26 protein-coding genes are annotated in these 25,659 nt (G+C 37.9%); 1 reads left to right on the top strand and 25 read right to left on the bottom strand.

Annotated elements, in window-relative coordinates:
* Positions 1–10 precede the first annotated feature (10 nt).
* From O3617_RS02510 to O3617_RS02500, 3 genes are read right to left on the bottom strand one after another with little or no spacing between them, the layout of a single operon-like run.
* Positions 11–730 (bottom strand): amino acid ABC transporter ATP-binding protein, encoded by a 720-nt coding sequence (locus O3617_RS02510; protein WP_371448519.1) that lies wholly within the window; start codon positions 728–730, stop codon positions 11–13.
* Positions 727–1,377 carry an amino acid ABC transporter permease gene (locus O3617_RS02505; RefSeq protein WP_270524291.1) on the bottom strand — a complete coding sequence of 217 codons (651 nt, stop codon included), beginning with the start codon at positions 1,375–1,377 and terminating at the stop codon, positions 727–729. Before O3617_RS02505 ends, O3617_RS02510 begins: the two co-directional genes overlap by 4 nt.
* 14 nt (positions 1,378–1,391) lie before the next feature.
* Entirely contained in the window at positions 1,392–2,201 is an 810-nt protein-coding gene (locus O3617_RS02500; RefSeq protein ID WP_371448518.1) for a basic amino acid ABC transporter substrate-binding protein, read from the bottom strand.
* Positions 2,202–3,055: 854 nt separating this feature from the next.
* On the opposite strand from O3617_RS02500, the gene O3617_RS02495 reads away from it, so the two are divergent.
* Positions 3,056–3,658, top strand: coding sequence for an HD-GYP domain-containing protein (locus O3617_RS02495; protein WP_371448517.1), 603 nt, complete (start codon positions 3,056–3,058; stop codon positions 3,656–3,658).
* A gap of 53 nt (positions 3,659–3,711) precedes the next feature.
* Here O3617_RS02495 and O3617_RS02490 read toward each other — a convergent pair whose 3' ends face one another.
* From O3617_RS02490 to O3617_RS02385, 22 genes are all read right to left on the bottom strand, one after another.
* Positions 3,712–4,437 carry a ComF family protein gene (locus O3617_RS02490; RefSeq protein ID WP_371448515.1) on the bottom strand — a complete coding sequence of 242 codons (726 nt, stop codon included), beginning with the start codon at positions 4,435–4,437 and terminating at the stop codon, positions 3,712–3,714.
* Positions 4,437–6,590, bottom strand: a complete 2,154-nt coding sequence (locus O3617_RS02485; protein ID WP_371448514.1) for an ATP-dependent RecD-like DNA helicase — start codon at positions 6,588–6,590, stop codon at positions 4,437–4,439. Before O3617_RS02485 ends, O3617_RS02490 begins: the two co-directional genes overlap by 1 nt.
* Complete coding sequence (locus O3617_RS02480; RefSeq protein WP_371448512.1) at positions 6,590–7,354, bottom strand: shikimate kinase; 765 nt, start codon at positions 7,352–7,354, stop codon at positions 6,590–6,592. Before O3617_RS02480 ends, O3617_RS02485 begins: the two co-directional genes overlap by 1 nt.
* Positions 7,355–7,363: 9 nt before the next feature.
* Positions 7,364–8,293 (bottom strand): bifunctional riboflavin kinase/FAD synthetase, encoded by a 930-nt coding sequence (locus tag O3617_RS02475; RefSeq protein WP_371448510.1) that lies wholly within the window; start codon positions 8,291–8,293, stop codon positions 7,364–7,366.
* A 2-nt stretch (positions 8,294–8,295) separates the two neighbouring features.
* On the bottom strand, positions 8,296–9,231 hold the full coding sequence (locus tag O3617_RS02470; RefSeq protein ID WP_371448509.1) for a pseudouridine synthase: 936 nt from the start codon (positions 9,229–9,231) through the stop codon (positions 8,296–8,298).
* Entirely contained in the window at positions 9,231–10,175 is a 945-nt protein-coding gene (locus O3617_RS02465) for a bifunctional oligoribonuclease/PAP phosphatase NrnA (protein ID WP_371448507.1), read from the bottom strand. The genes O3617_RS02470 and O3617_RS02465 overlap by 1 nt, the downstream gene beginning before the upstream one ends.
* 17 nt (positions 10,176–10,192) lie before the next feature.
* On the bottom strand, positions 10,193–10,549 hold the full coding sequence (gene rbfA / locus O3617_RS02460; protein ID WP_371448505.1) for a 30S ribosome-binding factor RbfA: 357 nt from the start codon (positions 10,547–10,549) through the stop codon (positions 10,193–10,195).
* A gap of 9 nt (positions 10,550–10,558) precedes the next feature.
* Positions 10,559–13,012: a translation initiation factor IF-2 gene (infB, locus tag O3617_RS02455; protein WP_371448504.1), complete on the bottom strand. Its 2,454-nt coding sequence runs from the start codon at positions 13,010–13,012 to the stop codon at positions 10,559–10,561.
* 15 nt (positions 13,013–13,027) lie between these two features.
* Positions 13,028–13,333 (bottom strand): L7Ae/L30e/S12e/Gadd45 family ribosomal protein, encoded by a 306-nt coding sequence (locus O3617_RS02450; protein WP_371448502.1) that lies wholly within the window; start codon positions 13,331–13,333, stop codon positions 13,028–13,030.
* Between the two features lie 9 nt (positions 13,334–13,342).
* Complete coding sequence (gene rnpM, locus O3617_RS02445; RefSeq protein WP_371448501.1) at positions 13,343–13,612, bottom strand: RNase P modulator RnpM; 270 nt, start codon at positions 13,610–13,612, stop codon at positions 13,343–13,345.
* Positions 13,612–14,697 carry a transcription termination factor NusA gene (gene nusA / locus O3617_RS02440; protein ID WP_105084255.1) on the bottom strand — a complete coding sequence of 362 codons (1,086 nt, stop codon included), beginning with the start codon at positions 14,695–14,697 and terminating at the stop codon, positions 13,612–13,614. Before nusA ends, rnpM begins: the two co-directional genes overlap by 1 nt.
* 17 nt (positions 14,698–14,714) lie before the next feature.
* Positions 14,715–15,173: a ribosome maturation factor RimP gene (gene rimP, locus O3617_RS02435; protein WP_371448499.1), complete on the bottom strand. Its 459-nt coding sequence runs from the start codon at positions 15,171–15,173 to the stop codon at positions 14,715–14,717.
* A gap of 187 nt (positions 15,174–15,360) precedes the next feature.
* Positions 15,361–16,053: a hypothetical protein gene (locus O3617_RS02430; RefSeq protein WP_371448498.1), complete on the bottom strand. Its 693-nt coding sequence runs from the start codon at positions 16,051–16,053 to the stop codon at positions 15,361–15,363.
* Positions 16,037–16,591 carry a lytic transglycosylase domain-containing protein gene (locus tag O3617_RS02425; RefSeq protein ID WP_287516860.1) on the bottom strand — a complete coding sequence of 185 codons (555 nt, stop codon included), beginning with the start codon at positions 16,589–16,591 and terminating at the stop codon, positions 16,037–16,039. Before O3617_RS02425 ends, O3617_RS02430 begins: the two co-directional genes overlap by 17 nt.
* Before the next feature lie 64 nt (positions 16,592–16,655).
* Positions 16,656–17,264, bottom strand: coding sequence for a dephospho-CoA kinase (gene coaE / locus O3617_RS02420; RefSeq protein WP_371448497.1), 609 nt, complete (start codon positions 17,262–17,264; stop codon positions 16,656–16,658).
* A gap of 48 nt (positions 17,265–17,312) precedes the next feature.
* Positions 17,313–19,937, bottom strand: coding sequence for a DNA polymerase I (gene polA, locus O3617_RS02415; protein ID WP_371448496.1), 2,625 nt, complete (start codon positions 19,935–19,937; stop codon positions 17,313–17,315).
* Between the two features lie 447 nt (positions 19,938–20,384).
* Positions 20,385–20,645 carry a 30S ribosomal protein S20 gene (gene rpsT, locus O3617_RS02410; protein ID WP_005378787.1) on the bottom strand — a complete coding sequence of 87 codons (261 nt, stop codon included), beginning with the start codon at positions 20,643–20,645 and terminating at the stop codon, positions 20,385–20,387.
* A 90-nt stretch (positions 20,646–20,735) separates the two neighbouring features.
* On the bottom strand, positions 20,736–21,908 hold the full coding sequence (locus tag O3617_RS02405; RefSeq protein ID WP_371448494.1) for a phosphopentomutase: 1,173 nt from the start codon (positions 21,906–21,908) through the stop codon (positions 20,736–20,738).
* Between the two features lie 22 nt (positions 21,909–21,930).
* Positions 21,931–22,464 carry an NUDIX hydrolase gene (locus O3617_RS02400; protein WP_371448492.1) on the bottom strand — a complete coding sequence of 178 codons (534 nt, stop codon included), beginning with the start codon at positions 22,462–22,464 and terminating at the stop codon, positions 21,931–21,933.
* Between the two features lie 144 nt (positions 22,465–22,608).
* Positions 22,609–24,225, bottom strand: a complete 1,617-nt coding sequence (locus tag O3617_RS02395; protein WP_371448491.1) for a DUF2828 family protein — start codon at positions 24,223–24,225, stop codon at positions 22,609–22,611.
* Between the two features lie 492 nt (positions 24,226–24,717).
* Positions 24,718–25,212 carry a lecithin retinol acyltransferase family protein gene (locus tag O3617_RS02390; RefSeq protein WP_371448489.1) on the bottom strand — a complete coding sequence of 165 codons (495 nt, stop codon included), beginning with the start codon at positions 25,210–25,212 and terminating at the stop codon, positions 24,718–24,720.
* Between the two features lie 22 nt (positions 25,213–25,234).
* A complete protein-coding gene (locus O3617_RS02385; protein ID WP_371448488.1) occupies positions 25,235–25,579 on the bottom strand; it encodes a hypothetical protein in 345 nt (114 codons plus the stop codon).
* Positions 25,580–25,659: the final 80 nt, after the last annotated feature.

The following is a 25,659-nucleotide window of genomic DNA, read 5'->3' as shown; positions in this document are numbered from 1 at the left end:
TATATGTATACTATAAAATTTTTGACAAGAATAATTTGGTTCTGTCACTAGTCGGTGCATCAAATACTTGTGCTGGTGTGCCATCCTCTAAGATTTGACCACCATCGACAAATAATACTCTATCTGCAACCTCCTTAGCAAAGCCCATTTCATGAGTAACGATGACCATCGTCATTCCTTCATCAGCCAACGATTTCATTACATCCAACACTTCTCGCACCATTTCTGGGTCAAGTGCAGATGTAGGTTCATCAAATAACATTACCTTAGGTTTCATTGCTAATGCACGTGCAATAGCAACACGTTGCTTTTGACCACCAGATAATGAGTCCGGATACATTCGAGCCTTATCCGCTAATCCAACACGCTCTAACAGTTTCATAGCGATATCTTGAGCTTCTTTCTTATCCATTTTTCTAACATTTACTGGAGCTAACGTCAAATTATCCAATACTGTCATATGTGGGAATAGATTAAAATTTTGAAATACCATGCCTACTTCTGTACGTACAGCATTCAACTTATTTTTATCAGATAAATTCATACCATCCACAATGACCTGTCCACTAGTAGGTTCCTCTAGATAGTTCATGGTCCGTAAGACTGTACTTTTACCAGATCCTGATGGACCGATGATTACAACTACTTCACCTTTATCAACATGCAGATTAATACCCTTTAATACTTCATTTTTACCAAATGATTTTCGCACATCTTTTAATTCTATCATTTTACGTTATATTTCCTTTCAAGGTAAGCAACCAATCGTGAAATCGGTATTGTCATACATAGATAGATAATAGCAACCGTTCCCCAAATTTCAGTAGCCGCATAGGTTTTAGCGATAATTAATTGACCACGACGCATCAATTCTTCAAAGCCAATAACAGAAACAAGAGAAGAATCTTTTAACATCGCAATAAATTCATTACCCAAAGGAGGAATTGATGCTTTAAAAGCTTGCGGAATAATGATAAAACGCATAGTTTGCCACCAAGATAATCCTAGTGAGCGACCTGCTTCCATTTGACCCTTATTTACAGATTGAATACCAGCACGGAATATTTCAGATACATATGCACCAGAGTTAATACTACATGCTGCACAGGCTGCTATATAAGGATCAATTCGCGTACCAATGATTTGAGGTAATGCAAAATAGATCATAAAGATTTGTACCAACATAGGAGTACCACGAATCACATCTACATAGCATTTAGCAATCAATCGAACAATTACAAAATTCGACATTCTAGCTAAAGAAACAATTAAACCAATAATGAAACCACAGCTTACAGCAACGGCCGTAATTTTTATGGTCATTAAAGCCCCATATAATAATAATGGTAAATTACTTGTTATGACATTCCAGTCCATTTACAACTCCCTAATTATTTAAAATCCAATACAACAGGCATATCTGCAGGTGCATCTACATTGAACCATTTCTTATATAATGTATTAAATTCACCATCTGCTTTCATATCAGCAATAGCTTTATTAATTTCCTCTTGTAAAGCTTTGTTGTCTTTATTTAAAGCTAAACCTAAGTACTCCTTAGTATTAGGATATGGCAAGATTTGAATATGTTCATCAGGATGTTTTGTGCTGTAATATTGCGCAACAGGCAAGTCAATAACCGTAGCATCTACACCACCATTTTGTAACTCTAACAACGCTTCGTTACTGTGATCAAATTCTTTTACAGAAGTGCCTTCAATCTTATGAGCCAAATCAGAGCCAGTTGTTCCCATTTGAGCTGCTATTTTTTTATTCTTTAAATCATCTAATGAATGAATACTAGTTGTATCTTTATATACAATAGCTAGTGCATTTTCATAGTATGGAGATGAGAATAATACCTTTTCACTACGTGCTTTTGTAATGGTCATACCGGAAGCCGCTACATCGATATCATGCGTATTTAAGGCTGGAATCAAAGCATCGAAAGCGACATTTTTAAGTTCCACATCTTTATGAATACGCTTACCAATTGCACGAATCAATTCGATATCAAAACCTGCATAATCTTGAGTCTTATCATCTTTAAATTCGAATGGTACAAATGTAGCATTTGTGCCAACAATTAACTTATTATTAGATGTTGTTGTAGACGAAGATCCACAACCACCAACTAAAGATGCAGCCATAACAACCATTAAACTACCGAGAACTAATTTTTTCACTTTTTTATTAAACATCTTCTTAACCTCATATATAACTAAGTTTATTTATATAGTATATATACGTAGCATAATTATGTCAATAAAAATGTATATAAAAATATTAAAACTCCATATATTAATGATTTTTCTTTTATATTTTATGCAAGACATGAATTAATATACAATATCTGTATACTTAATATAGCTTAACTAACAGGATATTAGTAATTTTCATTTATACATCTGCATAAATGAAAAAAGCACATGAGAAAAGCCTCATGTGCCCGTTATACGGCTGACCTGGTCTTTGCCCCCACACTCGCCTGCTGGAAGGTTCGCTCATAAGCCCTTGGCTCCCCACTACTACTCCTCTCGGTTCCCCGGCAGGACTTACATCTAAGCCGCACCATGCTCACAGCTCTCTGAGCTGCTTATGTGGATCGTTTTGCCTGCGACTGGCCTCGACTTGCAACCACAGACCCGTATTTCCATATTATAGATTATAAATTATATATATGTCCATATCTTTATTTTTAACGTTTTCAAACATATGTATTGTATAATATCACTGTCATGAGAATGAAAAAAGCAACCCCTAATTTGAATGTATAGAAAATAGGAATAGGAATATAAAATATTTCTTCATTTTTCTATCATAATTTTTAAATTCAAAATTTCCATCCCCATTATTAAAGCATTCTTTTTTTGTCAACACTTTTTATTATGCTAAATATGAATACCTATTCAAAGACCAAACATTATACCGATACACAAAGCATAATTTTTATTGTATAATACGAATACTGTTAAAGAAGAACGGATTATAAGTTGTACGATGTAAGTTCCTAGGGGTTGGAAATTTACATATTTGTATAGTAGAGGGGTTTATTATGTTTATGTTATCATTGATGCAGCCTTCGGGCCTGTATGAACTGGAGAAGGATAGTTTAGAGGCCATTAGCGCCCAACTATTACAAATGATACAAATGAAGAGCTATCACTTGTATACACATTCTGTACAAGTATCAAATTATGCAGTAAGTATTGCTGCTAAAATGGGGCTTCCACTCAATGAAATTGAACAAATCCGTCATGCTGCATTATTGCATGACGTTGGTCTTTTAATGATTCCTAATATGATGATTCAAAAAGCACCATATTTAAACAAACAAGAAATGTCTAAATATAAGCAACATGCTGCTAGTGGTGCGAATATGATTGAAAACTATCCATGTTGTCAACAAATCTTATCATATATTCGTTACCATCATGAAAAATGGGACGGCTCAGGATATCCAAAACACTTACGCGGCGCAAATATTCCACTTGGTGCACGCATCATTGCAGTTGCCGATTACTACGATTCAACTGTTAACCCATCTACTGAATTTTGGGCAAAAACAAAAGCTAAAGCAAAAGAAGAATTATTTAGTGCTTCTGGTTCCCTCTTCGATTCAGATGTGGTTAAAGCATTTATCGATGTATTAGGCTAAATACTACAACACATAAGGCTGTAATAGAACTATTCTGTTACAGCTTTTTTATTTTAAAAACTGCCACTAGCTAAGGTTAATGCTTCTATATACTTTGGATTATATTTACGCAAAATTCGTGCTACTGATTCCAATGTAGCCCCCGTAGTATATATATCATCAACCAATAGAATTCGTTTATCACGGATTAATGTAGAATCGTAGCTTTCATTCCACATAAATGCCGTATCTATTGTACTATGGCGTTCTGTGTTAGATAATGCCCACATTTCCTTATGCGTATCCATCTTATATAAACAATCAAACCATTTATAATAACCCGATTTCTTATCAAGACAATCGTTTAAATCTTTTTCTGCTTTATCTTCGATTGTACAATCATCATAATCATATTTAGAAAATGATACGACCCAATGATAAAAAAATAGGTCTACTTGATTATAGCCTCTAACCTTTTTCTTTTCTGCACTTGAAGGTATGGGAATCACATAGTGAGGTTTATATTCGTGCATCCTCAAATTGTACGATGCTAAAAAAGGAGCAGCCCCCTTGGACTGCTCCTTTTTTTCGTTAAATTTTACGTCATATATCATGGATTTAATGCCACCTCGATAATCAGCTAGAATCCAAGCTGAATCTAAAGAGGATAGTAATTTAGGTGGCACTTGTCTTACATGTAGAACTTCTTCAATACAAGCATCACACCAATCTCCTTGTTGTTGTACATGGGTACCACAATGAGGACAAACAGGAGGAAATAAAAAATCAAATAGATTCATTATCCATCACATCTTCCTTGTAAACGTTCTTTAAACAATGTATATCGTTCTTCACCATTAACTGTTTTAACAGCACGCTCTACAGAGCTCTTTGTACCGATCATGATAACCTTTCGTTTAGCTCTTGTAACAGCTGTGTACAGTAGATTTCGTTGTAACATGCCTCCATACATAGGCACAAATGGAATGATAACAACACCATATTCACTGCCTTGACTCTTATGTACTGTTATAGCATAAGCAGGCATAATCATATGGGCCTCATCAATAGAAAGACGAACCTCTTTATGGATAAAACGTATACAAATATCAGATTTTGTAATGGCATAAATAACGCCAATTTCGCCATTAAAAATTTCTAATTCATAGTTATTAAGGACTTGAATTACCTTGTCGCCAACTCGGAATGTAATTCCATTAACACGCACTTCACCTTTATAACTATCGGGAGGGTTTACGGATTGCTGCACATATTGAGAGATGCTTGTACTACCAGCCTTACCTCTACGCATAGGCGAAATGATTTGAATATCAAGTTCATCATCGACAAATTCTTTTTCCCGTTTATACACATCAACAATGGATTTCATCATATCACCAAGAGAATTAACAGGAATGAACTTAAATTCATCACTAGTCGTATCGAGATTTGGCATTTCACCACGGTTAATGGCATACGCACTATCAACTATACTGTTACCAGAACGTTGGCGATAAATATGTTGCAACCTTGTATAAGGCACCATATCACTATCAAGTAAATCTTTTAAAACAAAGCCCGCCCCTATCGGAGGCAATTGATCCACATCACCAACGATAATGACATGAGCCTCACGAGGAATCGCTGACATTAGAGAGTAAAACAAACGCACATTGAGCATGGATGCTTCATCTATAATGATTACATCTATATCAAGAGGGTCATCTTCATTTTTTGTGAAATCATAAGAATCACTGCCAGCTACAGGCATGAGCAAGCGATGTATAGTTGTGGCTTCAAACTCAGTGGCCTCTGTTAAACGCTTCGCTGCGCGTCCTGTTGGAGCACAGAGGATAATACGTCCTAATCCACCTAATTGAAATCCCTTTACCAAGGCTTTAATAATCGTCGTTTTACCGGTACCAGGTCCACCGGTAATAAGCGAAAATTTTTCAAAAAAAGATAATTCTATGGCTTCCTTCTGCTCAGGACCAAAGGTAATGTGATTATCTGCTTCAAATCGCTCAATAAAATCTGGAATATCTAGAGATATAGGATCAGCTTCAATTAAAAAATCACGTGTATAGTGTACACCTTCTACTTCAGATACATACATTTCAGGCGGATATACATAGAGTATATCGTCAAAATAGGTGCTATACACGATAGCTTGAGAAATTAAAGAATCAATATGATTAGCAATTAAATCTGCATCTACTTGTAGTAAATCGTAGGCGCGTCCGATTAATTCATCTACCGGTAAACATGTATGGCCCTGGTTGTCTAAGTTTCCCAATATCCAATTTACACCAGCTTCTAACCGTCGTTCATCATCGGCATCAAGACCTAAATTCATGGCCAATGTATCAGCTGTGTTGAATAACATATCTGATGCAATGCGCAATAAATTGTAAGAATTATCTTGAATAACATCTATAGATGATGCACCGTAATAGGTATATACAGTGCGAGACCATTTAGAAGAAATTTGATGAGACTCAAAGAAATGATTCAGATCGGATAATATACCTTCACCAAGTAATGTATTGTATAATTCCTCTTTTACACCTTTGCGTAAACCTGGCACATCCTTAATTTCTTCTGGTCGCTCTTCTCGTAGTATATCTAGCAGTCGAAGACCGAAGTATTCGCAGATTTTATCGACGGATTTCTCTCCTAAACCTTTTATGCCTAAGTTCATCAAATAGATTCTGGCAGCCCCCATATTATCGGGCTTCAGTTTTTCTATACTAGATGCATCAAACTGAATACCATATTTTTGATGTTCTACATACCGCCCTTTAATCTCAATGTCTTCGCCTTCTTTTGGGGCTTCAAAGCGACCAGTACAAGTAATGTATTCCTCATTATAATCTTTCACAAGAAATACACAGTATGTGTTCTGTGTGTTCTGATATATAATTCGGTATACAAATCCTCGTAATGCTTCCATTATTTCTCCGTATTAGGTAATGCTTCGATAATTTCTTGAACAGCGTCAGTAATGCTACCTTCATTGCCAATCTTAATGTGAGCTACACTTTCATATAAAGGATATCGTTCCTCATACACATTGAAAATGTATTCAATGCTTTCTTTCACGAGCGGACGAATTTCTAAATCCAAATCATCTAGAATATGGTTAACATCGCGGTTAACGAAGACAACTAAGCCATTATTGCGCATAAGGTTTACAATTTTCTCAGAAGTAACCGTACCACCACCAGTGGCAATAACAGATGGTTTATTATGAATTAATTCCTTAATCGTTTCGTATTCATATTCACTAAAGGCATCCTTACCGTCATAGATAAAGATATTTTGTACCGTTTTTCCCACTTTATCTTGAATCGTTTGGTCCAAGTCATAAAAATCACGGCCTAGTTCCTTTGCAAGCATCTTACCAACTGTAGTTTTACCTGCACCGGGCATACCAATTAGGAAAATATGCTTATGCATGTGTTCTTTTAAGAACTCATTGCTAATAGAAATGACATTCTTCATATAGGATTCAATATATGTCAGCATACGTGAATCGTCACATTCAGTTTTAAGGCTAGAAATAATCTCGCGGTCCCGTTCTTCATCAATGAGTGGCAAATGATGTTCATCCTTAAATTTGCCGATTGATTTAATGATAGATAAACGTTGTTCAAATAAGTTGACTAACTGTTCATCAATAGAATCTATTTGTTTGCGTGCATCTTTAATATCCATGGCTCCCCCTCATGAGTTATTACGTAAAATACGAATGGCCCTATCCTCATCGACCTTCATTTGATCAATCAATTCTTGTAAATTGTTAAATTTAACTTCACCTCGAATATATGATATGAACTGAACCGTTACCTCTTTACCATATACATCTTGATCAAAATCAAATATATGTACTTCACAGCGATGATATTGATTTTTGAAAGTTGGATTATCCCCTATATTTCCAACACCATCATACCAAATGCCATCTATACATACACGATTGGCATATACACCATCAGGTGGAATAGCCATCTCATTAGGCAATAAAAAATTAATTGTTGGAAATCCTAGTGTACGGCCTCGTTGATCGCCTTGTATAACGATACCTCTAAATTGATAGGGCCGTCCAAGCCATGCAGAAGCTTCTTCCATGTGGCCTTCTTCTATAGCCTTACGAATATTTGTACTACAGATTGGTCCTTCATCCGTGGAAAGTAGCGGTTCTACTATGATATGAATGCCCTTAGCAGACAAACGTTCTCGCATTAACTGAGGGTTACCTGCCCCTTTAGCACCAAATGTAAAATTAGTACCTATCGCAATGCCTACTACGTCTACACCTCGACAAAGAGCATCTAAAAATTCATCTGGAGACATTTTGAATATGTCTAAATCCATAGGCAAGCGTAAAATATAATCTACCTTAAGAGATTCTAATATCTCATCCATAATATCGGCAGATAATACCCGTTTAGGAACGGATTCAGGACGTAATATCGTCATAGGGTGCACACTAAATGTGACGAGAACCGTAACGGCATCATGTGCCCTAGCCTCTGCAATTGCATTTCCAATGACCCGCTGATGACCACGGTGTACACCATCAAATGTGCCTAATGCGTATACAATTTTACGATTAATTTGACGTAATTCATCAAACGAGTGTAAATGTTTCATACTTATCCTTCAATAAAAATATTTTTATCCACTTTAAGTGAATGTTTAGTTCGTTTTAGAATACCTACAAAACCATTCGGTCCATAAGCTCTATATTTTTCGGATGGAACCGTGTGAGAAAAAGACTCAACGATTGGCAATTCCTTACCTTGCACCATCATCTTTAATTGTACACTATCTACATCTACTTTTGAAAGATGGGACACGGCAATATCCGTCGGCAATATAAGATTCTCACCTTGTTCTATTAGCTCCTCCGCCATATAGGCAGATTGAATCATAAATGGTCCTACAGCAGTTCTAGCTAAGGATGTCATAGTCCCTGGTATACCGAGTTGCACGCAAATATCACGTAACAACGAACGAATATACGTACCCCCAGAACAGGTGACACGGATTGTAAAATAGGGAAATCCATAGGCTATTAGTTCAATATTAGAAACCATAATGGTTCGCATTGGTAACTCTACAGAAATCCCCTTACGTGCATATTCATAAGCTCGTATGCCATTAATTTTAATAGCCGAGTACTTGGATGGGCGTTGCTCTTGTGTGCCAACAAAGCTAGATAGCACTGATGATAATTCATCCCACGTTGGAGGAATCAATAGATCATTAACTACAGTGAAATCATCGAGCAATGTAATACCTTCGGCGAGTTTCATTTCGTCATCCGGTAATACAGGTTGGCCTGTACTATCTTCTGTATCTGTAAATATTCCAAATTTACATTCTGCTACATAGGTCTTATCAAATCCATCCGTATATTCAATAAGACGTGTGGCCTTACCCAAAAAGATAGGCAGTACACCATAAGCCATGGGATCTAATGTACCACTATGACCAATGCGTTTTTCTTTTAAAATACGACGACATATACCTACAGCATCATGACTTGTTATACCAGGAGGTTTTAAAAATGGCAATACTCCATCCATTAGTTGATAACCTCCAAGAGACGAGCCTTAGCCTCTTCAATGGACCCTTCTATAGTACATCCAGCAGCACGAATATGACCGCCACCTCCAAAATGATTAGCAATAGCATTCACATCTGTACCTTTAGAACGAAGGCTAATACGCGTTCTATTTGGGCTTTCACCTTTCAATAAAATAGCTATATCCACTGTATCCACATTGCGGATAATATCAACAAATCCATCTGTATCATCGCCTAATATAGACATAATCTCTGGGGATAGCTCGATAGTAGCAACCCGATTATCCTTATAAAAAGCAATGGTTTGCATAATCTGTTTTGTCAATTCTAAACGGGACGCACTTACGGCCTCAATCGTTTCAGAAATAACATTGGGACGAGCCCCAGCGGCAACACAACGGCTAGCCATTTTAAGTGTATTAGCTGTAGTATTGCTAAATTTAAAGAATCCACAGTCGGTGGCAATCGCCATATATAGAGCGTTCCCCATAGACTCTGTTATAGGCCAATTCCATTGTTCACACAAATCTGTAATGATTTCACCGGTAGCCGCAAAATCTGGTTTTAAATATAGATGATCTGCAAATTCTGAATTAGAAATATGATGATCTATATTAAAAATAGGTGCACTAAAGAGTGCACCTACGCGGCCAATCCGTTCATACGTGCTAGCATCTAATACCATTAGCATATCAACCTGTACAGGATGTGTTTCAAAATAGGCAACATCCTTAATTTGATCAATATACGATAAAAAGGAATATTTCTCAGGTATTACATCATCCACAACCATATACACAGTTTTGCCTTGCGCTACGAGAGCCTCATAAAAGGCAACCATAGATCCAATAGCATCGCCATCTGGTCGTACGTGGACTGTGAGCATTATAGAATTAGCTTCACACAGAGCCATGTGTAATTGATTAATTGTAATTTTACTCATGTTCTGTATCCTTTGTGTTAATTTGTTTCTTCATCCTTTTTGATTTCATTCAAAAGGGACTCAATATGCATGCTGTAATCCAAGGATGTATCCTTATCAAAGGTAATCGTTGGAATATGGCGCAATTTTAATACTTTGCCAAGCTCAGTACGCACATGGCCAGATGCATGCTTTAATGCGATAAGAGTATCTTCTTTCTCTTTATCAGAACCAAACAAGCTAACATAAATCGTAGCTTCACGTAAATCACCTGTCACGTGGACATCGGTAACTGTGGTAAAGCCGATGCGAGGGTCTTTCAACCCACGCATCAACATTTGACTTACTTCTTGTTTGATGAATTCTTGTAATTTTCTTACACGAACATCATTCATAGTAACCTCCTAAATTTGAGGTGCAACTTCTTCCATCAAGTACGCTTCGATTACGTCGCCTTCCTTAATGTCGCGATAACCTTCCAAGGAGATACCGCATTCAAAGGATGTTTTAACTTCTTTCACTTCGTCTTTGAAACGACGTAAGGAATCAACCTTACCTTCAAATACAACAATACCATCACGGATCAAACGTACTTCAGAATCGTTTGTAATACGACCTTCTGTTACATAGGAGCCAGCAACGATAGCCTTAGGCGTGGAGATAACTTGGCGCACCTCTGCGCGACCAACGACAACCTCTTTAAATTGAGGAGCCAACATACCACGCATAGCGGATTCAACGTCATTGATAGCATCATAGATGACACGATATGTACGCAAATCTACCTTTTCTTGTTCCGCAGCACGGCGAACATTTGCATCTGGACGTACGTTAAAGCCCATAACGATAGCATTAGATGCAGATGCCAACATGATGTCGGATTCGTTAATAGCACCTACGGCGGCATGAACGATAACAATACGAACTTCAGGATTCTTAATCCCTTCTAAGGATTGACGCAATGCTTCAACAGAACCTTGAACGTCGGCTTTGATGATAATGTTAAGGTCTTTTAACTCACCTTGTTGAATTTGGTTAAAGATATCATCCAATGTAACCTTGTGAGTAGCTTGTAATTCTTGTACACGTTGTTTAGCAATACGTTTTTCAGCGATTGTACGTGCTTCATTATCATCCATACCATAGATGATTTCACCAGCTTGGGGTACTTCAGAGAAACCCAAGATTTCTACTGGCATGGAAGGACGAGCTACTTTTACTTTTTCGCCGCGTTCATTTGTCATGGCACGAACTTTACCGTATGCAGTACCAGCAAGAACAGTATCGCCTACACGAAGGGAACCTTTTTGAACAAGTACTGTACATACAGCACCACGGCCCTTATCAAGTTGAGCTTCGATGACCACACCATACGCTTTACGATTAGGGTTCGCTTTCAATTCCATAACCTCTGCTACGAGCAAGATATTTTCGAGCAAGTCATCAATACCTTGTTTTTTCTTCGCAGATACAGGAACCATGATTACATCGCCGCCCCACTCTTCTGGCAATAAACCATGTTCAGATAGTTGTTGTTTTACATGGTCTGGATTAGCACCTGGCTTATCCATTTTGTTGATGGCTACGATGATAGGCACATCTGCGGATTTAGCATGATTAATAGCTTCGATAGTTTGTGGCATTACACCATCATCGGCAGCTACTACGAGAACTGCAATATCTGTGGATTTTGCACCGCGTAGACGCATTGCTGTGAAAGCTTCATGGCCTGGTGTATCAAGGAATGTAATCTTATTATCATTGTAACGAACTTGGTACGCACCGATATGTTGTGTAATACCGCCCGCTTCGCCAGCCGTTACATTTGTTTGACGAATTACGTCCAACAAGGATGTTTTACCATGGTCAACGTGACCCATGATAGTTACCACAGGAGGACGTGGTTTCAATGTTTCTGGAGCATCTTCGATTTCGATGATATCCGTAGGATCTTCTTCTGGCTCTACTTCTGTTACTGTTACACCAAATTCTTCTGCTACGATGGTCGCTGTATCAACATCAACCTCTTGGTTGATGCTAGCCATAACGCCTAACAACATCAATTTTTTGATGATTTCAGAAACTTCACGGCCCATTTTTTCAGCTAATTCTTTAACTGTTAAAGGACCGCTTAATTCGATTTCCGTAGCGATTGCTTCTTGTGCTTTACGCTCTTCTTCCGCTTTGTGTTGCAAATATTGTTCGTTACGATGTTTTACCTTATTTTTCTTCTTTTGCATGGAAGTAGACAATAAGGATTGAGGACGATTATTCCCTTTTTTATTCTTCTTGTTGCGACGATCATTGCCATTTTGTTGGTTACCGCCATTATTGTTGCGGTTATCTACACGACGATTGCGGTTATCCCCATTACCATTGTGTCGGTTGTCATTCTTTTGACCTTGTTGACCATCATTCTTTTGGCCTTGTTGATTACCATCTTGACGGTTTTGTTTTTGATGATTACGACCATCTTGTTTTTGGCTATTATTTTGTTTCTTAGTAGGCTCATTGATTTGTACATGACGAACATTAGATTTCTTATCTTCACGTTTTTTATCATCATGTTTAGCCTCTTTTTTATGGCTATGTTCTTTGGCTGGTTTTTCTGCTTTTACAGCTTTATTAGGTGTAGCAGCTTTTTCATGTTTACTTGGATTGGCTGGTGCAGAAACTGCTTTTGTATCAGCACCATTTACTTTACCACTTAATTGATTTTTAACTACAGTGTAACCTGCATCATCTACTGTATTAACAGCTTTTGTAACATTAAAATTATGTTGTTGCAAGATAGATATAACCTGTTTACTTTCAACGCCAAATTCCTTAGCGATTTCATGTACGCGCTTTTTGGACATCTACATACCCCCTTCTTACTGATCAATCTCTTTTAGTAATGCTTTTGCAAATCCATCATCCTCTACGGCTACCACTACACGTACTTCTTTGCCTATAGCCGTACCTAATGCTTCTTTACAGCCGACTTTACGCAATGGGATATGATGTAATTCTGCTAATTGTATGTATTTCTTTTCATTATTGGCCGCACAATCACCTGCTAATAGAACAAGCTTAGGGGACTTCTTTTTCATCGCTTTCTCTACGATGAAATCTCCGGAACTCAATTTTCCTGCCCGTTGTGCCAAGCCTAAGAGATTTAAAACTTTATCTTCATTCATATGCTGAAATTATTCATGACCTTCCAAATCGTGCTTCAATGCTTCATACACATCTTTTGATACAGCATGCTTTAAGGAACGTTCTAACTTTTTCCCCTTATAAGCAGCCTCAAAACACTCCATAGATGCACAGATATAAGCACCACGACCAGGGGCTTTACCAGTTCTGTCGATACTGATTGTCCCTTCTGGGCTTAGAGCAACACGTATTAACTCGCGTTTACTCTTTGGTTCACCACAGCCTACACAGGTGCGCATAGGTTGAGATTTGGTTTTCATTAGTCTTCGCTTTCCGCTGCTTCAGTACTTGTAAAACCTGTGAAAGGATTTTCTGCAGCTTGTGTTTCACTCTTAATGTCGATTTTCCAGTTTGTCAATTTAGCTGCTAAGCGAGCATTTTGACCAGCTTTACCAATAGCCAAGGACAATTGGTAATCCGGTACTACAACATAGGAAGATTTTTCTTCTTCGCTAACATCTACAGAAATCACCTTTGCAGGACTTAAAGAGTTCGCAATATAAATGGCAGGATCTTCATCCCATTTTACAATGTCGATTTTTTCATCGTGTAACTCATCTACAATGTGTTGAACGCGTTGACCTTTGGGACCTACACAAGCGCCAACTGGATCGATGGATTCATCACGACTATATACGGCGATTTTAGAACGCATACCAGGTTCGCGTGCTACAGATTTAAGTTCTACCACACCTTCATAAATTTCAGGAACTTCTAATTCAAACAAGCGTTTCAATAGGCCTGGATGAGTACGGGAAATCATGATTTGAGGACCCTTCGTAGTTTTCTTAACCTCTACGATATAGCATTTAATGCGGTCACCTTCATGATATGTTTCTGTAGCAATTTGCTCAGTTGGAGGTAAGATTGCTTCTGTTTTACCAAGATTGATATATACGTTTTTACCTTCAACACGTGTAATCACACCGGTAATGATGTCGCCTTCACGGCTATAATATTCTTCGTATACTACGCTACGTTCAGCTTCTTTCAAACGTTGAATCAACATTTGTTTGGCTGTATGAGCAGCACTGCGTCCAAAGTTAGCAGGTGTTACATCTGCTTCAACAATATCGCCAATTTCATAGCGCTTATCAATTTTTCGAGCATCTAATAAGCTGATTTCAGTTTCTGGGAATTCAACAGTTTCTACAACTTGTTTTTTCGCCATTACCTTATAAGCACCAGTTTCACGATTCAATTCCACATACGCATCTGGATTAGAATGTGGTTCCTTACGATATGCTTGTAATAACGCAGCTTCTAAGGACTCAAAAATAACCTCAGGTGCAAAACCTTTTTGTTTAGTCAGCACCATAACTGCTTGAATTAATTCTTGACTCACTCGTATGCCTCCATATATTAAAAATCAAGATGTAATCGAATTTGAGCAATGGCAGAACGTTCAAACGATACGCTTTCACCATTGATTAAGAATTCTATCGTCGTATCGGTAAAGCCTTGTAGAACACCAGTATACTGTTTACTGCCATTAACAGGTTTAAACAATTGGATGTCTACATCGCGCCCATTATAGCGAACGAAATCTTTATCTTTTTTTAGAACCCGATCAAGACCAGGGGAAGATACCTCAAGCAAATAATTTTCTGCGATTGGATCTTTTTCATCAAGGGCAGCACTCAATTTTTCGCTGACCATTTGACAGTCATCCAAATCGACACCACCTGGCTTGTCGAGGTATACACGTAAATACCAATCCCGTTCTCGAACATAGTCGACATCGACTAATTCCAGATTCGTGCCAGCTATAACGCCTTCAACTACAGAGGATACAAATTCCTCTACGGCCTCTCTTTTCATAGCCATCGCCTCCTTATAACTTACTACATATTGATTTTATACGCTGTTTTCATTGTAGATTTGATACAATTATCTAGCTAATTACACCCAATCATAAACGAAAGAGTGAGCAAAAAATAGCCCACTCTTAAAAAAGTTTATATAAAAGTCATATATAGTATAGCATAAATCCGGTAAAATGTACAATTTAACCACGTGAATTTAGTTCACACAGTATATTTTTTAAATGTTCAGATAGTACATGTTCCAGTTGATCTAATGTTTTCGCATCGAGATGATGGTCGATTTCCGGATAATTTTGATAGCGCAATTCTGCAAAGAATTCATCGCGGTATTCATTATAGAATAACAATAATCCTGTACATTCATCCATTCTTCGGTACTCACCTATGATGTACGAACCATTAATCATGCGCACCGCATTTTTAGGTGTAATATCTCGTACAAACCCTTCCAACTCAGCGGGCATTACAGATTCAAAATTCCAATCTTGTAGTCCCTTACGCATATAAGTATAGGTAAAATTTTCTGCACTATTGATGAGTAATTTTGTAAGTCCTTGCACACACCGTTCTTGTAGGCCCTTCCAATAGGGCTCAAACTCTTGCCGAACAAAGGATATATCCACAAAGGAAAACAGTGGCATTACCACATGTATGGTATAATCTTCTACTTCTTTATCGTAGAGAGCGCACCACTTCCAACCTAAATCATTTTCATAATGAAATAGTGGTAATGTCAATACGACCTCTCCTGCAGCTAATGCCTCTTGAGCCTTCACAATTTCATCTGGGCCTGTTACAACAAGGTTAAAATTGCCAATCGTCTGTGGTAGCCAAGAATAGTCTAATTCCTTACAGGTTTCAATAATGTTTTCCATATAGTGATTCATACCTTTCTTGATAGGTTAATACGGTTTTAACATACATACGCGTTTCAGGGAACGGAATCGTATCAACCATGCCATTCCAATTCTTTTCCTTAATCCATGATTCAACATGGCCTCGTCCTGCATTATAGGCGGCTAAGGCCTGTACCTCATCACCATTAAATTCCTTTAACAAATAGCCTAAATACCACGTACCTAACTGAATATTCGTTTCCGGTTCTTTTAGTTGACGATCTGTGTAGTTACCATGACCCATTTGTTGTGCTACCCAACGGGCCGTATCCGGCATAAGTTGCATCAGTCCAAGAGCACCCGTTTCAGATTCGGCTGAATTCTTATATTTACTTTCAGCTAAAATAACACTGGCCACCAACGATGGTGATACCTCTTCCTTTTCAGCAGCCGATATAACTACATCTCTATAATCAAAGGGGTATGCCGTATAGCGTGCTACAGGATCTTGCATATGGTTAAAATAAAACCATCCCAGCACGACAACAGCCAATGCTGTTGCTGTATTTCGTTTCATACATCCTCCCCTTAATCCTAACCGTATATATTTTAAATCGATTCAATCATATATGCATTGATAATTATTTATTATACAACGGCAGTAGTTTCTCGTGCCACAATTTTTCCAACTGAATATATAATTCATCAGGTGTACCATCATTATTGATGATAACATCTGCATAGGGCCGTTTATCATCTAGTAGCATTTGACTGTTAATGCGCGCCAATGCATCCACTCTTGAGTAACCATTGCGCTCCATTAATCGCTGAACCTGTACCTCTGGCGATACATAGACAAGCCAAACCGTATCTAATCGTTCATACCACTTACCTTCAATGAGAAGAGGGATATCGTAAATAACGGCCGGTTTTTGTTCGTCTTCATACAACGCAGTCAGTTCATCAATACGCTGACGAATAAAACCATGTAAGCAGCTATTTAACTGTAGGCGTTTTTCTTCATTGTGAAAGACGATACTCCCTAGCACTTCTCGATTTAATCTACCATCGACTTGAATAACAGTATCTCCAAATAGTTCACGAATAGCAGCGAGTCCAGGCGTTCCTACCTCTACCACTTCACGTGCTACTACGTCGGCATCAATATAAGGTACATTCTTCTTTTTAAAAAAGTCTAGTACTGTACTCTTACCAGATGCGATGCCACCTGTTAAACCTATTTTTAACATATGTGCCTCCTGCATTCATCGTTCTATTCAAAACGGTATATGCAAATTTTATTTTACAAGTGCCCAGTTTTCCGCATTATGTACATCAACAATAAGTGGAACATGTAATTCTACAATCGATTCCATCGTTTCCTTAAGCAACGTTTGAATGGCATCCAATTCGTCCTTAATGACTTCTAATACAAGTTCATCATGAACCTGTAACAATAAATGAGATTTGAATTTCTTATCTTCCAAGATAGATTCCACCTTGTTCATAGCCAATTTAATGATATCTGCAGCCGTCCCCTGAATCGGTGTATTCATAGCTGTCCGTTCAGCAAAAGAGCGACGGTTGAAATTACGACTATTTATATCTGGTAATTCACGCATACGACCAAACATGGTGCGTACCTTACCTGTTTCATGGGCCTCTTTTACCATATTGTCCATATACTCTTTTACCTTGGGATAGCGGCTAAAATAAAGCTCAATATAATTTTTTGCTTCTTGACGTGTAATGCCTAAATCACGAGACAAACCGAAATCTGAAATACCATAGATAATGCCAAAGTTGACAGCCTTTGCATGAGAACGTTCTTCGCTGGTTACCTCATCTTGAGACTTACCAAGTACTTCGGCAGCGGTAAATCTATGGATATCTTTACCATCGTTGAAAGCCTTAATTAATGCTTCATCACCAGACAAATGCGCCAAAATACGGAGCTCGATTTGTGAATAATCGGCACTCACCAATGTATCAAAGCCTTCTCCAGGATAGAATAATGCGCGGATTTCACGCCCCTTTTCGGTGCGAACAGGAATATTTTGTAAGTTCGGATCTGAAGAACTCAAGCGACCTGTCGCTGTTACCATTTGGTTGAATGTGGTATGAATACGATGCGTTTCAGGATTGATGAGGACCGCTAAGCCTTCACAATAGGTAGAAACTAATTTGGCAACTGACCGATAGGCCAAAATCTTCTCTACAATAGGGCTTTCGTGACGAAGCATATCCAATACTTCTGCATCTGTAGAGTAACCTGTTTTCGTCTTTTTAATAACAGGCAGATTCATCTTTTCAAACAAGATGACTCCCAATTGTTTTGGGGAATTAATATTAAACGTTTCCCCTGCCAATTCATAAATTTCTTGCTGAACAGCTTCTAGTTCTGCTTTGAATTTAACAGTTGTTTCTTCTAATTTTACTGGGTCAATATAAATACCATTTTTCTCCATAACTAATAATGTATGAATCAATGGTAATTCAATATTGTTATATAAATCCCATAAAGATTCATCTTGTAAAGCCTTAACAGCAGCATCGTCCATAGCAAGCAATGCTTTCACCATAGAAACGCATTCTACATCTACGCTACCTGTAGCAATGGATGGCACACTAAAACGCTCTGTTAAATAGAGATATCCATAATTGGTACGCGTTGGGTCCAATAGGTAGGCCATCAAGGATACATCGTGAATACGAGCCACGCCGTCATCATATAAACGAATCTGAGCCGGTTCATTGTGACAAAGAACCTCCATCAATTCCTTGCTTTGTGTCGTTACAATAGTTTTCGCACCATTTAATGCATGTAATAATACATCATTATGAGAACCATCTAGCTTGATGATGTTTTCACCATTATTAATGAAAGCAGATGTAATCGCACGGAATGGCGCCTTGCCGTCTGTAATAATATGGACGCCAATCGTTTTATCTTTATAAAAATCTTCAGTTAAAGTAGACGCATCAAGCAAATCATCAAGTTTAATCTCTTCGGCCATACTAAAGAGGCCACCAAAATCCTCTGCGTCGCCACCTTCTGCGTCCATCACACTGGCCAAACGGGGGGTTAATTTCGTAAATCCAAGAGTTTCAAATATTGGTTTTACTTCGCCAAGGTGGAAATTCTGAACAAACTGATCAAGCGTATAGGACAAATCCATATCTGTCTTAATGGTAGCCAATTGACGAGATAGGAAGGCTAAATCCTTGTTTTCAACAAGACGCTCTTTTAATTTCTTGCCAGAAATGTTATCGATATTTTCATATACAGACTCTAAATCACCGTATTCATTAATCAATTTAAGAGCTGTTTTTTCACCAACACCAGGCACGCCAGGAATATTATCTGAAGAATCGCCCATAAGCGCTTTCATTTCGATAACCTTATCTGGGCCATAACCATATAATTCAGTCATATTATCCAAGGTGACCTCAAGCATATCTGAGATACCTTTTTTCGTTAAGAATACATGACTGTAGTCGCTAACAAGCTGTAAATTATCACGGTCACCGGTAATAATTTTTACCGCTAGATCAGAGGAACCGAATTTCTTTGATAAGGAACCGAGGATATCGTCCCCTTCAAACCCTTCCTCTTCAATAACACATATGCCTAGAGCCTTTAACACATCTTGAATCAAACTAAACTGAGGTCGTAAATCTTCTGGTGCATCAGGGCGATTGCCCTTATATTCACTGTACATTTCGGTACGGAATGTTTGACGACCTTTATCAAATGCTACAGCAATATAATCAGGTTTAATTTCTTCATAAAGTTTAATGAGCATTGTCAAAAAACCATATACCGCATTGGTTGGCGTGCCAAGGGCAGACTTCAACGGAGGAAGCGCAAAAAAGGCACGGAATAACAGGCTGCTGCCGTCTATAATCATTAATTTTTTCATAAGTACACCTCGCTTAATCATATGTTTCATTATAGCATATTGAGGCGTAATAAAATTGATTTTTCATCGTCTAGAGCCATGTAAAAATATATGTAACAAGCATTCTTGCTTAAGAAGAATGGGAACACGGGGGACCTAAAGCTTCCACCGGCCGGGTCTGACTACGGCCTACGGCCTTCGCAGGGCCAAAGTCAGCTTTAGATCCCCCGTGTTCCCCCATATCAAGCATTCAATACATTTATACATATATTTTTACATTCTGCTTCTACGATATATAAATCAATTTTATTACTACACTAATATTACTATTCAATGAAACGTATGATTAAACGTTCGCCAATCCCGACCGTAAGGAAAAGGACGCCTTTCGGCGTCCTACTTAGAATGAATTTATGTATTTTGTGGTATAAAAAAAGCCCATCATCGATGGGCTTTGGCTCTATAAAATTATAAAGCGTTTACTTTAGCTGCAAGGTTGGATTTTTTGCGAGCTGCAGTGTTTTTATGAAGTACACCTTTGGAGGCTGCTTTATCAATTACGCTAGTAGCTTGAACAAGTGCTTGTTTTGCTTCTTCTACTGCGCCTGCTTGAACAGCTTCAACGGTTTTACGAGCTGCTGTACGGATTTGAGATTTCACAGCGGCGTTTTTCGCACGACGTTCAGCATCCGTTTTTACGCTTCTAATACTGGATTTAATGTTTGGCAATTGAGTCACCTCCTTAAAAATCGTTTCTTATACCTGAATGATTATATCATACAAGATATTGTGACGCAAGGATTATATTACACAATACGACTATTTCGTAATATCTTTTAAAAATGATGTGCCTACTGCATATGGTGAAAGTCCAAAGTTCGCCAATACGGTTTGCCCTATATCACAAAAACTATGGTGTAAACCTAAATCGATAGCCCCTTTCATACTTGGACTATAGGCAAGTAATGGAACGTGTTCACGCGTATGGTCTGTGCCATGCCATGTAGGATCATTACCATGGTCGGCTGTGATGATAAGTAAATCATCATCTTTCAATAATGGTAATAATCCACTCAATTGGTAGTCGAAATCTTCGATGGCACGTTTATATCCTTCTACATCACGACGATGACCATATAAACTATCAAACTCTACAAGGTTCACCATCATAAGTCCACTTTCAAAGGAAGAACCTAATAAGTAAGGCACCACATTCATACCGTGAGCATTCGATTTTGTTGGATAGCTTTCATCCCATCCAACATGAGCATAGATATCGCCAATTTTGCCGACGGCTACCGTCGAAATTTTAGCGGCTTGTAATTCCTGTTGCACCATGCGGTGTTCAGGCATACGGCTATAATCATGGCGATTCGAGGTGCGCATAAAATGACCTGGTTTTCCTACAAACGGACGAGCTATGATACGTCCTACATAATAGTCACCAACGCATACTTTGTTGCGTGTAATTTCGCACATACGATACAAATCCTCTAGAGGAATTACATCCTCATGTGCTGCAATTTGGAACACAGAATCCGCAGAGGTATACACAATAGGTTTCCCCGTTTTCATGTGCTCTACGCCAAGACGCTCAATGATTTCTGTACCGGATGCCACCTCATTACCTAGATACCCGTGGCCGGTTTCTTTGGTGAAAGTATCCATTAATTCCTTAGGAAATCCATCATAAAATGTTGGGAACGGCACCGTCACAGGATGACCCATTATTTCCCAATGACCACTAGTTGTATCCTTTCCAGTACTGACCTCCTCCATTTTTCCATAAGCACCTACGACAGGTGTTTCATCGGTCTTAATATCCGCAATATTAGCCAAGCCTAGAGAACGCAATGTAGGACAATGAATCAAACCAGCGGTTGATTCAATATGACCTAATGTATTAGCCCCTTCATCATTAAATTTTGCCGCATCTGGAGCATGACCAATGCCAACAGAATCCATAACTAATATAATGATTCTTTTATACATAATAACCCCTCCCAAAGGAAGCCTATTTAAGATATGGCATAGCAAGCATAAGTGCCGCCAATGATTTACTATCCTTAATTTGTTCTGCCTTAATAGCCTCTAATAATTCAGGCAATGTATAGTATTCAAGTTCTACGTATTCATCAGGATCCCAATGGGTTTCGCCCATGGTGAGATCTTTTGCTAAGTATAGATGTAATACTTCATTACAGAAACCAGGACTTGTGGCAATGGTACCTAATGAAATCCATTCTTTAGCTCGGTAACCAGTTTCCTCTGCCAATTCACGTTTAGCACAATTAATAGGTTCTTCGTTAGAATCTAATTTACCTGCAGGAATTTCAAGCAAAGGTTGTTGTAAAGCATAACGGAATTGGCGTTCCATTACGATTTTATTGTCTTCAGTAACAACAACAATGGCGGTAGCACCCGGATGATGCACCACCTCACGCCACGCATCATTTCCGTTTACATCTGCTATATCATAGGTAACCTTAATTAGTTTACCATCAAACTTCATTTCGCTAGATTTTTGTATTTCTTTGCTAATTGCCATACTTAATTCCTCGTATATATGAAAATGATTGTTACATTATAAAACCTACCACTCATTATAGCACAAATTAATTACACAAAAAGAAGGTTCCTACTCGTCATATTGTGACAAATAGGAACCTGTGTTAATGAGATTATATAGATGTTAAGCTACCTTTACATAGCCTTGTAATGCTGTATCTACAATACTACATTTGGCATCTAGTTCTGCTTTGAGTGCCGTTTCAGGATCGAGTTCTCTAGATACTACCATATCTACGATAGACTTAGAGAATCCAGATACGAGAATGACACCACTTGGATGCATTTGTACAGGAATTGTATTATGTGCATAGACGGATACATTCCAGAAAATGAGCCGTGGCATAGTATACCCAAGGGCCTCAAATTTCTGGCGACATGATTCAATAACGGTCGTATTATCCTCATGCTTTGTAGCCTGATCAAACTGCATATCAGAAATAACGAGACACGCTGAAGGTAACTCATCTTGACGTAGATGATTTTTTACAGCTGTATCTAGAACTAAGTCAAATGTTGCCTCTATATCCGTATTGCTGTAATCGTCAAATCGATGCAATCGTCTAAGCTTATCGCGTAAAGTTTCACACATCGAAATATCTACCATCTGAGGGCGATTGCTAAAGGTAATGAATCGATTTTTAAAGGATTCATTCTTATTATGCTGTGCACAATACAGTGCAATAGAGTCTGCTACGCTAAGTGCGGTGACGGAACTATTGCCAGATAGTTGTTGACCCATAGATCCAGACCCATCTCGTATAACTAAGATATCGTCATAATCCTTAGGTGCCTCCTGCGCATTCCATAATTGCTCTAGCGTTTCGTCATAAGGATTTAGACTACTAGCCCAGCAACTATCCGCCATTACATAGGCTTGCACGATATCATATAAGAACATAGAATTGGCATTAATCTTAACAGAATCGTCTCCCTTTTGTAATGATATAAGATACGCCTTGCGACGTTCTTCATCATGTTTTAAAAAGGCATTACGATATTTAAGGTTCGCCTTAGATGGTACATGATTATAGTTAATATCGTTCCACTGGTTGAGAGATGCCTTTCGATCTACTACAGCTAAATGTTCGCGTAACCTAGATAAGGTTTTACGATACTCTCGTGCATTTAGATGTAACAAGGATTGTAAAATAACTGCTTCAGAACGTTTTTGCTTAGAAGATGTATTATTGGACGGCATCCATTTTGCTAACAAGCTAGTAGAGTCTCCGAGTCCACACCCCATTACATCACGTCTAAACTGATTGGCAATTAATTCACCTAGTCCATCGTGTAAAATACCGCTTGTCGTATCAAAGAAGATGCGTAGCACATCATCCCAACGACCATAGTTCCACAATTCAGTACCGATGATGAACTGCAATGCCATCTCTGGATGCAAGTCACCAATTTTAGTGAGCATCATGCGGAATACATCACGCTCACCAAGACCTAGTTTAATGTGGCGAGCATACATAAGCCATTTCATGGTATAAAGAGGGTCTTCCTCATAGGATGTAATGAATAAACGCAACGCTTCCACTGCATCCATAGAGCGATGTACACCATAGAAATAGCGGTCATGTTTACTTTTACCATAGAAAATAACTGCAACCTGACGCAATGCAGGCACAGAGAAATTAAGGTCCACAAGAGGACTGCCACTTGTACGATACGCAGTACCATCATTAGCAGTATAGGATTTTTCATTGTTTGTTAAAGCGTCCATAAATGTATTCATAGTTCATATCTCCTTAGCATATAAAAAAACCGCTGCGGATTATCACAACGTAAATTTTGAAAGCAAAATAAACAAGACAACCATGAGCGGTTACAATACAAAGTTCAAGACAATTACTAACCTCACTGAGGCTAAGGATGACTAGACACGATACTCTAGACCAAAGGGTCTCCAAAATAACTTTTTCTGGTTAAATCATCGAAGATTGCTGCTAGTGTCTAACCTTATGAATCGTTTATGAACGATAACTATGAAATTATACTAGATTCTATACTCATCTTAATCAAACTATGTATGTGATAGGATTGCTGTTAGAATCTAAGTCTTTCTGTTCTACATGTTGGTGATTACCTTCACCTTATGATGCAATTATAATACACGTATCCGTGTGTGTCAACAATTATTTTTTAAATATTTTGCTTTTATGAAAGTTAGAACTAGCAACACATATTTTACTACATTGCTAGTTCCATATAATTACTACTAATACTCTTAATACTCTGCCTCAACGCGCCAAATATGATTTCTAAGCAATCTGAAAATAGTCCCAGTAATAATTCCATCTGGCTCTATTCCCTTTATCAATACACCACTAATACTAGCCTGTGTAGATACCTCTAACCCAGTTTTACACCAAACAGCAAAATGCTCACAATTATGAAATAATAAATTATATTTCTTTTCACCAATTTTTTCTCTAGCACGTTTAACTGTTTCTTTAGCACTAAAAAATTTTTTCTCCAGACCTTTATCCTGAAATAAGGATGTCAATGTATCTTCCTCAGCAATATACAACGTATCTCCTTTTCTAAATTCATCAATACTCGTAACCGCAACTACCCCATCAATAGCACTTTTATCTTTATCATAGTGTATTATCTTCTTATTACCAACATATACACCAAAGTGTAGATAAAGATCTGCACCCCAAATAGTACTGCGTTGACAATAAACTATATCACCTAATTTTAACTTTCGTGAAGCCATTATTACTCTCCCATACAACACATTATTTATGATTATTTATATACGTAATAATATCATCTATGGAAATATTTTGATTCTTACCTCGTAATAATCGCCATACCTTTCTAACTAATTTATAGAACAGATATAAACCTGCCAATGGCCAAAATACACCAAATGGATTTTGTTCAAATGGATTCCGTGGATGAGGAAATGGTCCAGGCATAGGTCCTATAATATTAGGCCATCTATGCTCTTGATACACCCCATCAGGATGAACACCAGTTTTATTTCTATTAGAAGAAATATACTCTACTACATCCTCGTATAATTTAGGATCTTCCTTTTTTACACTTTCAAGTGCTTCTTTAATAACATCTGTTTTCATATCATACACCTCTATACTACAAACAATAATAGAATAACTAACTGATTACATGTATATTGTACAAAAGTGTATACGTAAAA

Origin of the sequence: Veillonella sp. 27098_8_77 (assembly GCF_041431535.1) — a bacterium.
Taxonomy (GTDB): Bacteria; Bacillota; Negativicutes; order Veillonellales; family Veillonellaceae; genus Veillonella.
Note: the sequence above shows the minus strand (reverse complement) of the source record. Positions and strands in the feature narration are given on the sequence as shown.

Coding starts and splice junctions, on each gene's coding strand:
- O3617_RS02385 (WP_371448488.1), bottom strand. CDS start 25,579: ATGAAAACAGATGTTATTAAAGAAGCACTTGAAAGTGTAAAAAAGGAA.
- O3617_RS02395 (WP_371448491.1), bottom strand. CDS start 24,225: ATGAATACATTTATGGACGCTTTAACAAACAATGAAAAATCCTATACT.
- O3617_RS02485 (WP_371448514.1), bottom strand. CDS start 6,590: ATGGAAGCATTACGAGGATTTGTATACCGAATTATATATCAGAACACA.
- coaE (WP_371448497.1), bottom strand. CDS start 17,264: ATGTTAAAAATAGGTTTAACAGGTGGCATCGCATCTGGTAAGAGTACA.
- O3617_RS02475 (WP_371448510.1), bottom strand. CDS start 8,293: ATGAAACATTTACACTCGTTTGATGAATTACGTCAAATTAATCGTAAA.
- rnpM (WP_371448501.1), bottom strand. CDS start 13,612: ATGAAAACCAAATCTCAACCTATGCGCACCTGTGTAGGCTGTGGTGAA.
- polA (WP_371448496.1), bottom strand. CDS start 19,937: ATGAAAAAATTAATGATTATAGACGGCAGCAGCCTGTTATTCCGTGCC.
- O3617_RS02400 (WP_371448492.1), bottom strand. CDS start 22,464: ATGGCAATTAGCAAAGAAATACAAAAATCTAGCGAAATGAAGTTTGAT.
- O3617_RS02450 (WP_371448502.1), bottom strand. CDS start 13,333: ATGAATGAAGATAAAGTTTTAAATCTCTTAGGCTTGGCACAACGGGCA.
- O3617_RS02405 (WP_371448494.1), bottom strand. CDS start 21,908: ATGTATAAAAGAATCATTATATTAGTTATGGATTCTGTTGGCATTGGT.
- O3617_RS02470 (WP_371448509.1), bottom strand. CDS start 9,231: ATGGATGGAGTATTGCCATTTTTAAAACCTCCTGGTATAACAAGTCAT.
- infB (WP_371448504.1), bottom strand. CDS start 13,012: ATGTCCAAAAAGCGCGTACATGAAATCGCTAAGGAATTTGGCGTTGAA.
- O3617_RS02490 (WP_371448515.1), bottom strand. CDS start 4,437: ATGAATCTATTTGATTTTTTATTTCCTCCTGTTTGTCCTCATTGTGGT.
- O3617_RS02500 (WP_371448518.1), bottom strand. CDS start 2,201: ATGTTTAATAAAAAAGTGAAAAAATTAGTTCTCGGTAGTTTAATGGTT.
- O3617_RS02390 (WP_371448489.1), bottom strand. CDS start 25,212: ATGGCTTCACGAAAGTTAAAATTAGGTGATATAGTTTATTGTCAACGC.
- O3617_RS02505 (WP_270524291.1), bottom strand. CDS start 1,377: ATGGACTGGAATGTCATAACAAGTAATTTACCATTATTATTATATGGG.
- O3617_RS02480 (WP_371448512.1), bottom strand. CDS start 7,354: ATGGATATTAAAGATGCACGCAAACAAATAGATTCTATTGATGAACAG.
- O3617_RS02495 (WP_371448517.1), top strand. CDS start 3,056: ATGTTTATGTTATCATTGATGCAGCCTTCGGGCCTGTATGAACTGGAG.
- rbfA (WP_371448505.1), bottom strand. CDS start 10,549: ATGAATGATGTTCGTGTAAGAAAATTACAAGAATTCATCAAACAAGAA.
- rimP (WP_371448499.1), bottom strand. CDS start 15,173: ATGAAAAGAGAGGCCGTAGAGGAATTTGTATCCTCTGTAGTTGAAGGC.
- O3617_RS02425 (WP_287516860.1), bottom strand. CDS start 16,591: ATGAAACGAAATACAGCAACAGCATTGGCTGTTGTCGTGCTGGGATGG.
- O3617_RS02430 (WP_371448498.1), bottom strand. CDS start 16,053: ATGGAAAACATTATTGAAACCTGTAAGGAATTAGACTATTCTTGGCTA.
- O3617_RS02510 (WP_371448519.1), bottom strand. CDS start 730: ATGATAGAATTAAAAGATGTGCGAAAATCATTTGGTAAAAATGAAGTA.
- O3617_RS02465 (WP_371448507.1), bottom strand. CDS start 10,175: ATGAGTAAAATTACAATTAATCAATTACACATGGCTCTGTGTGAAGCT.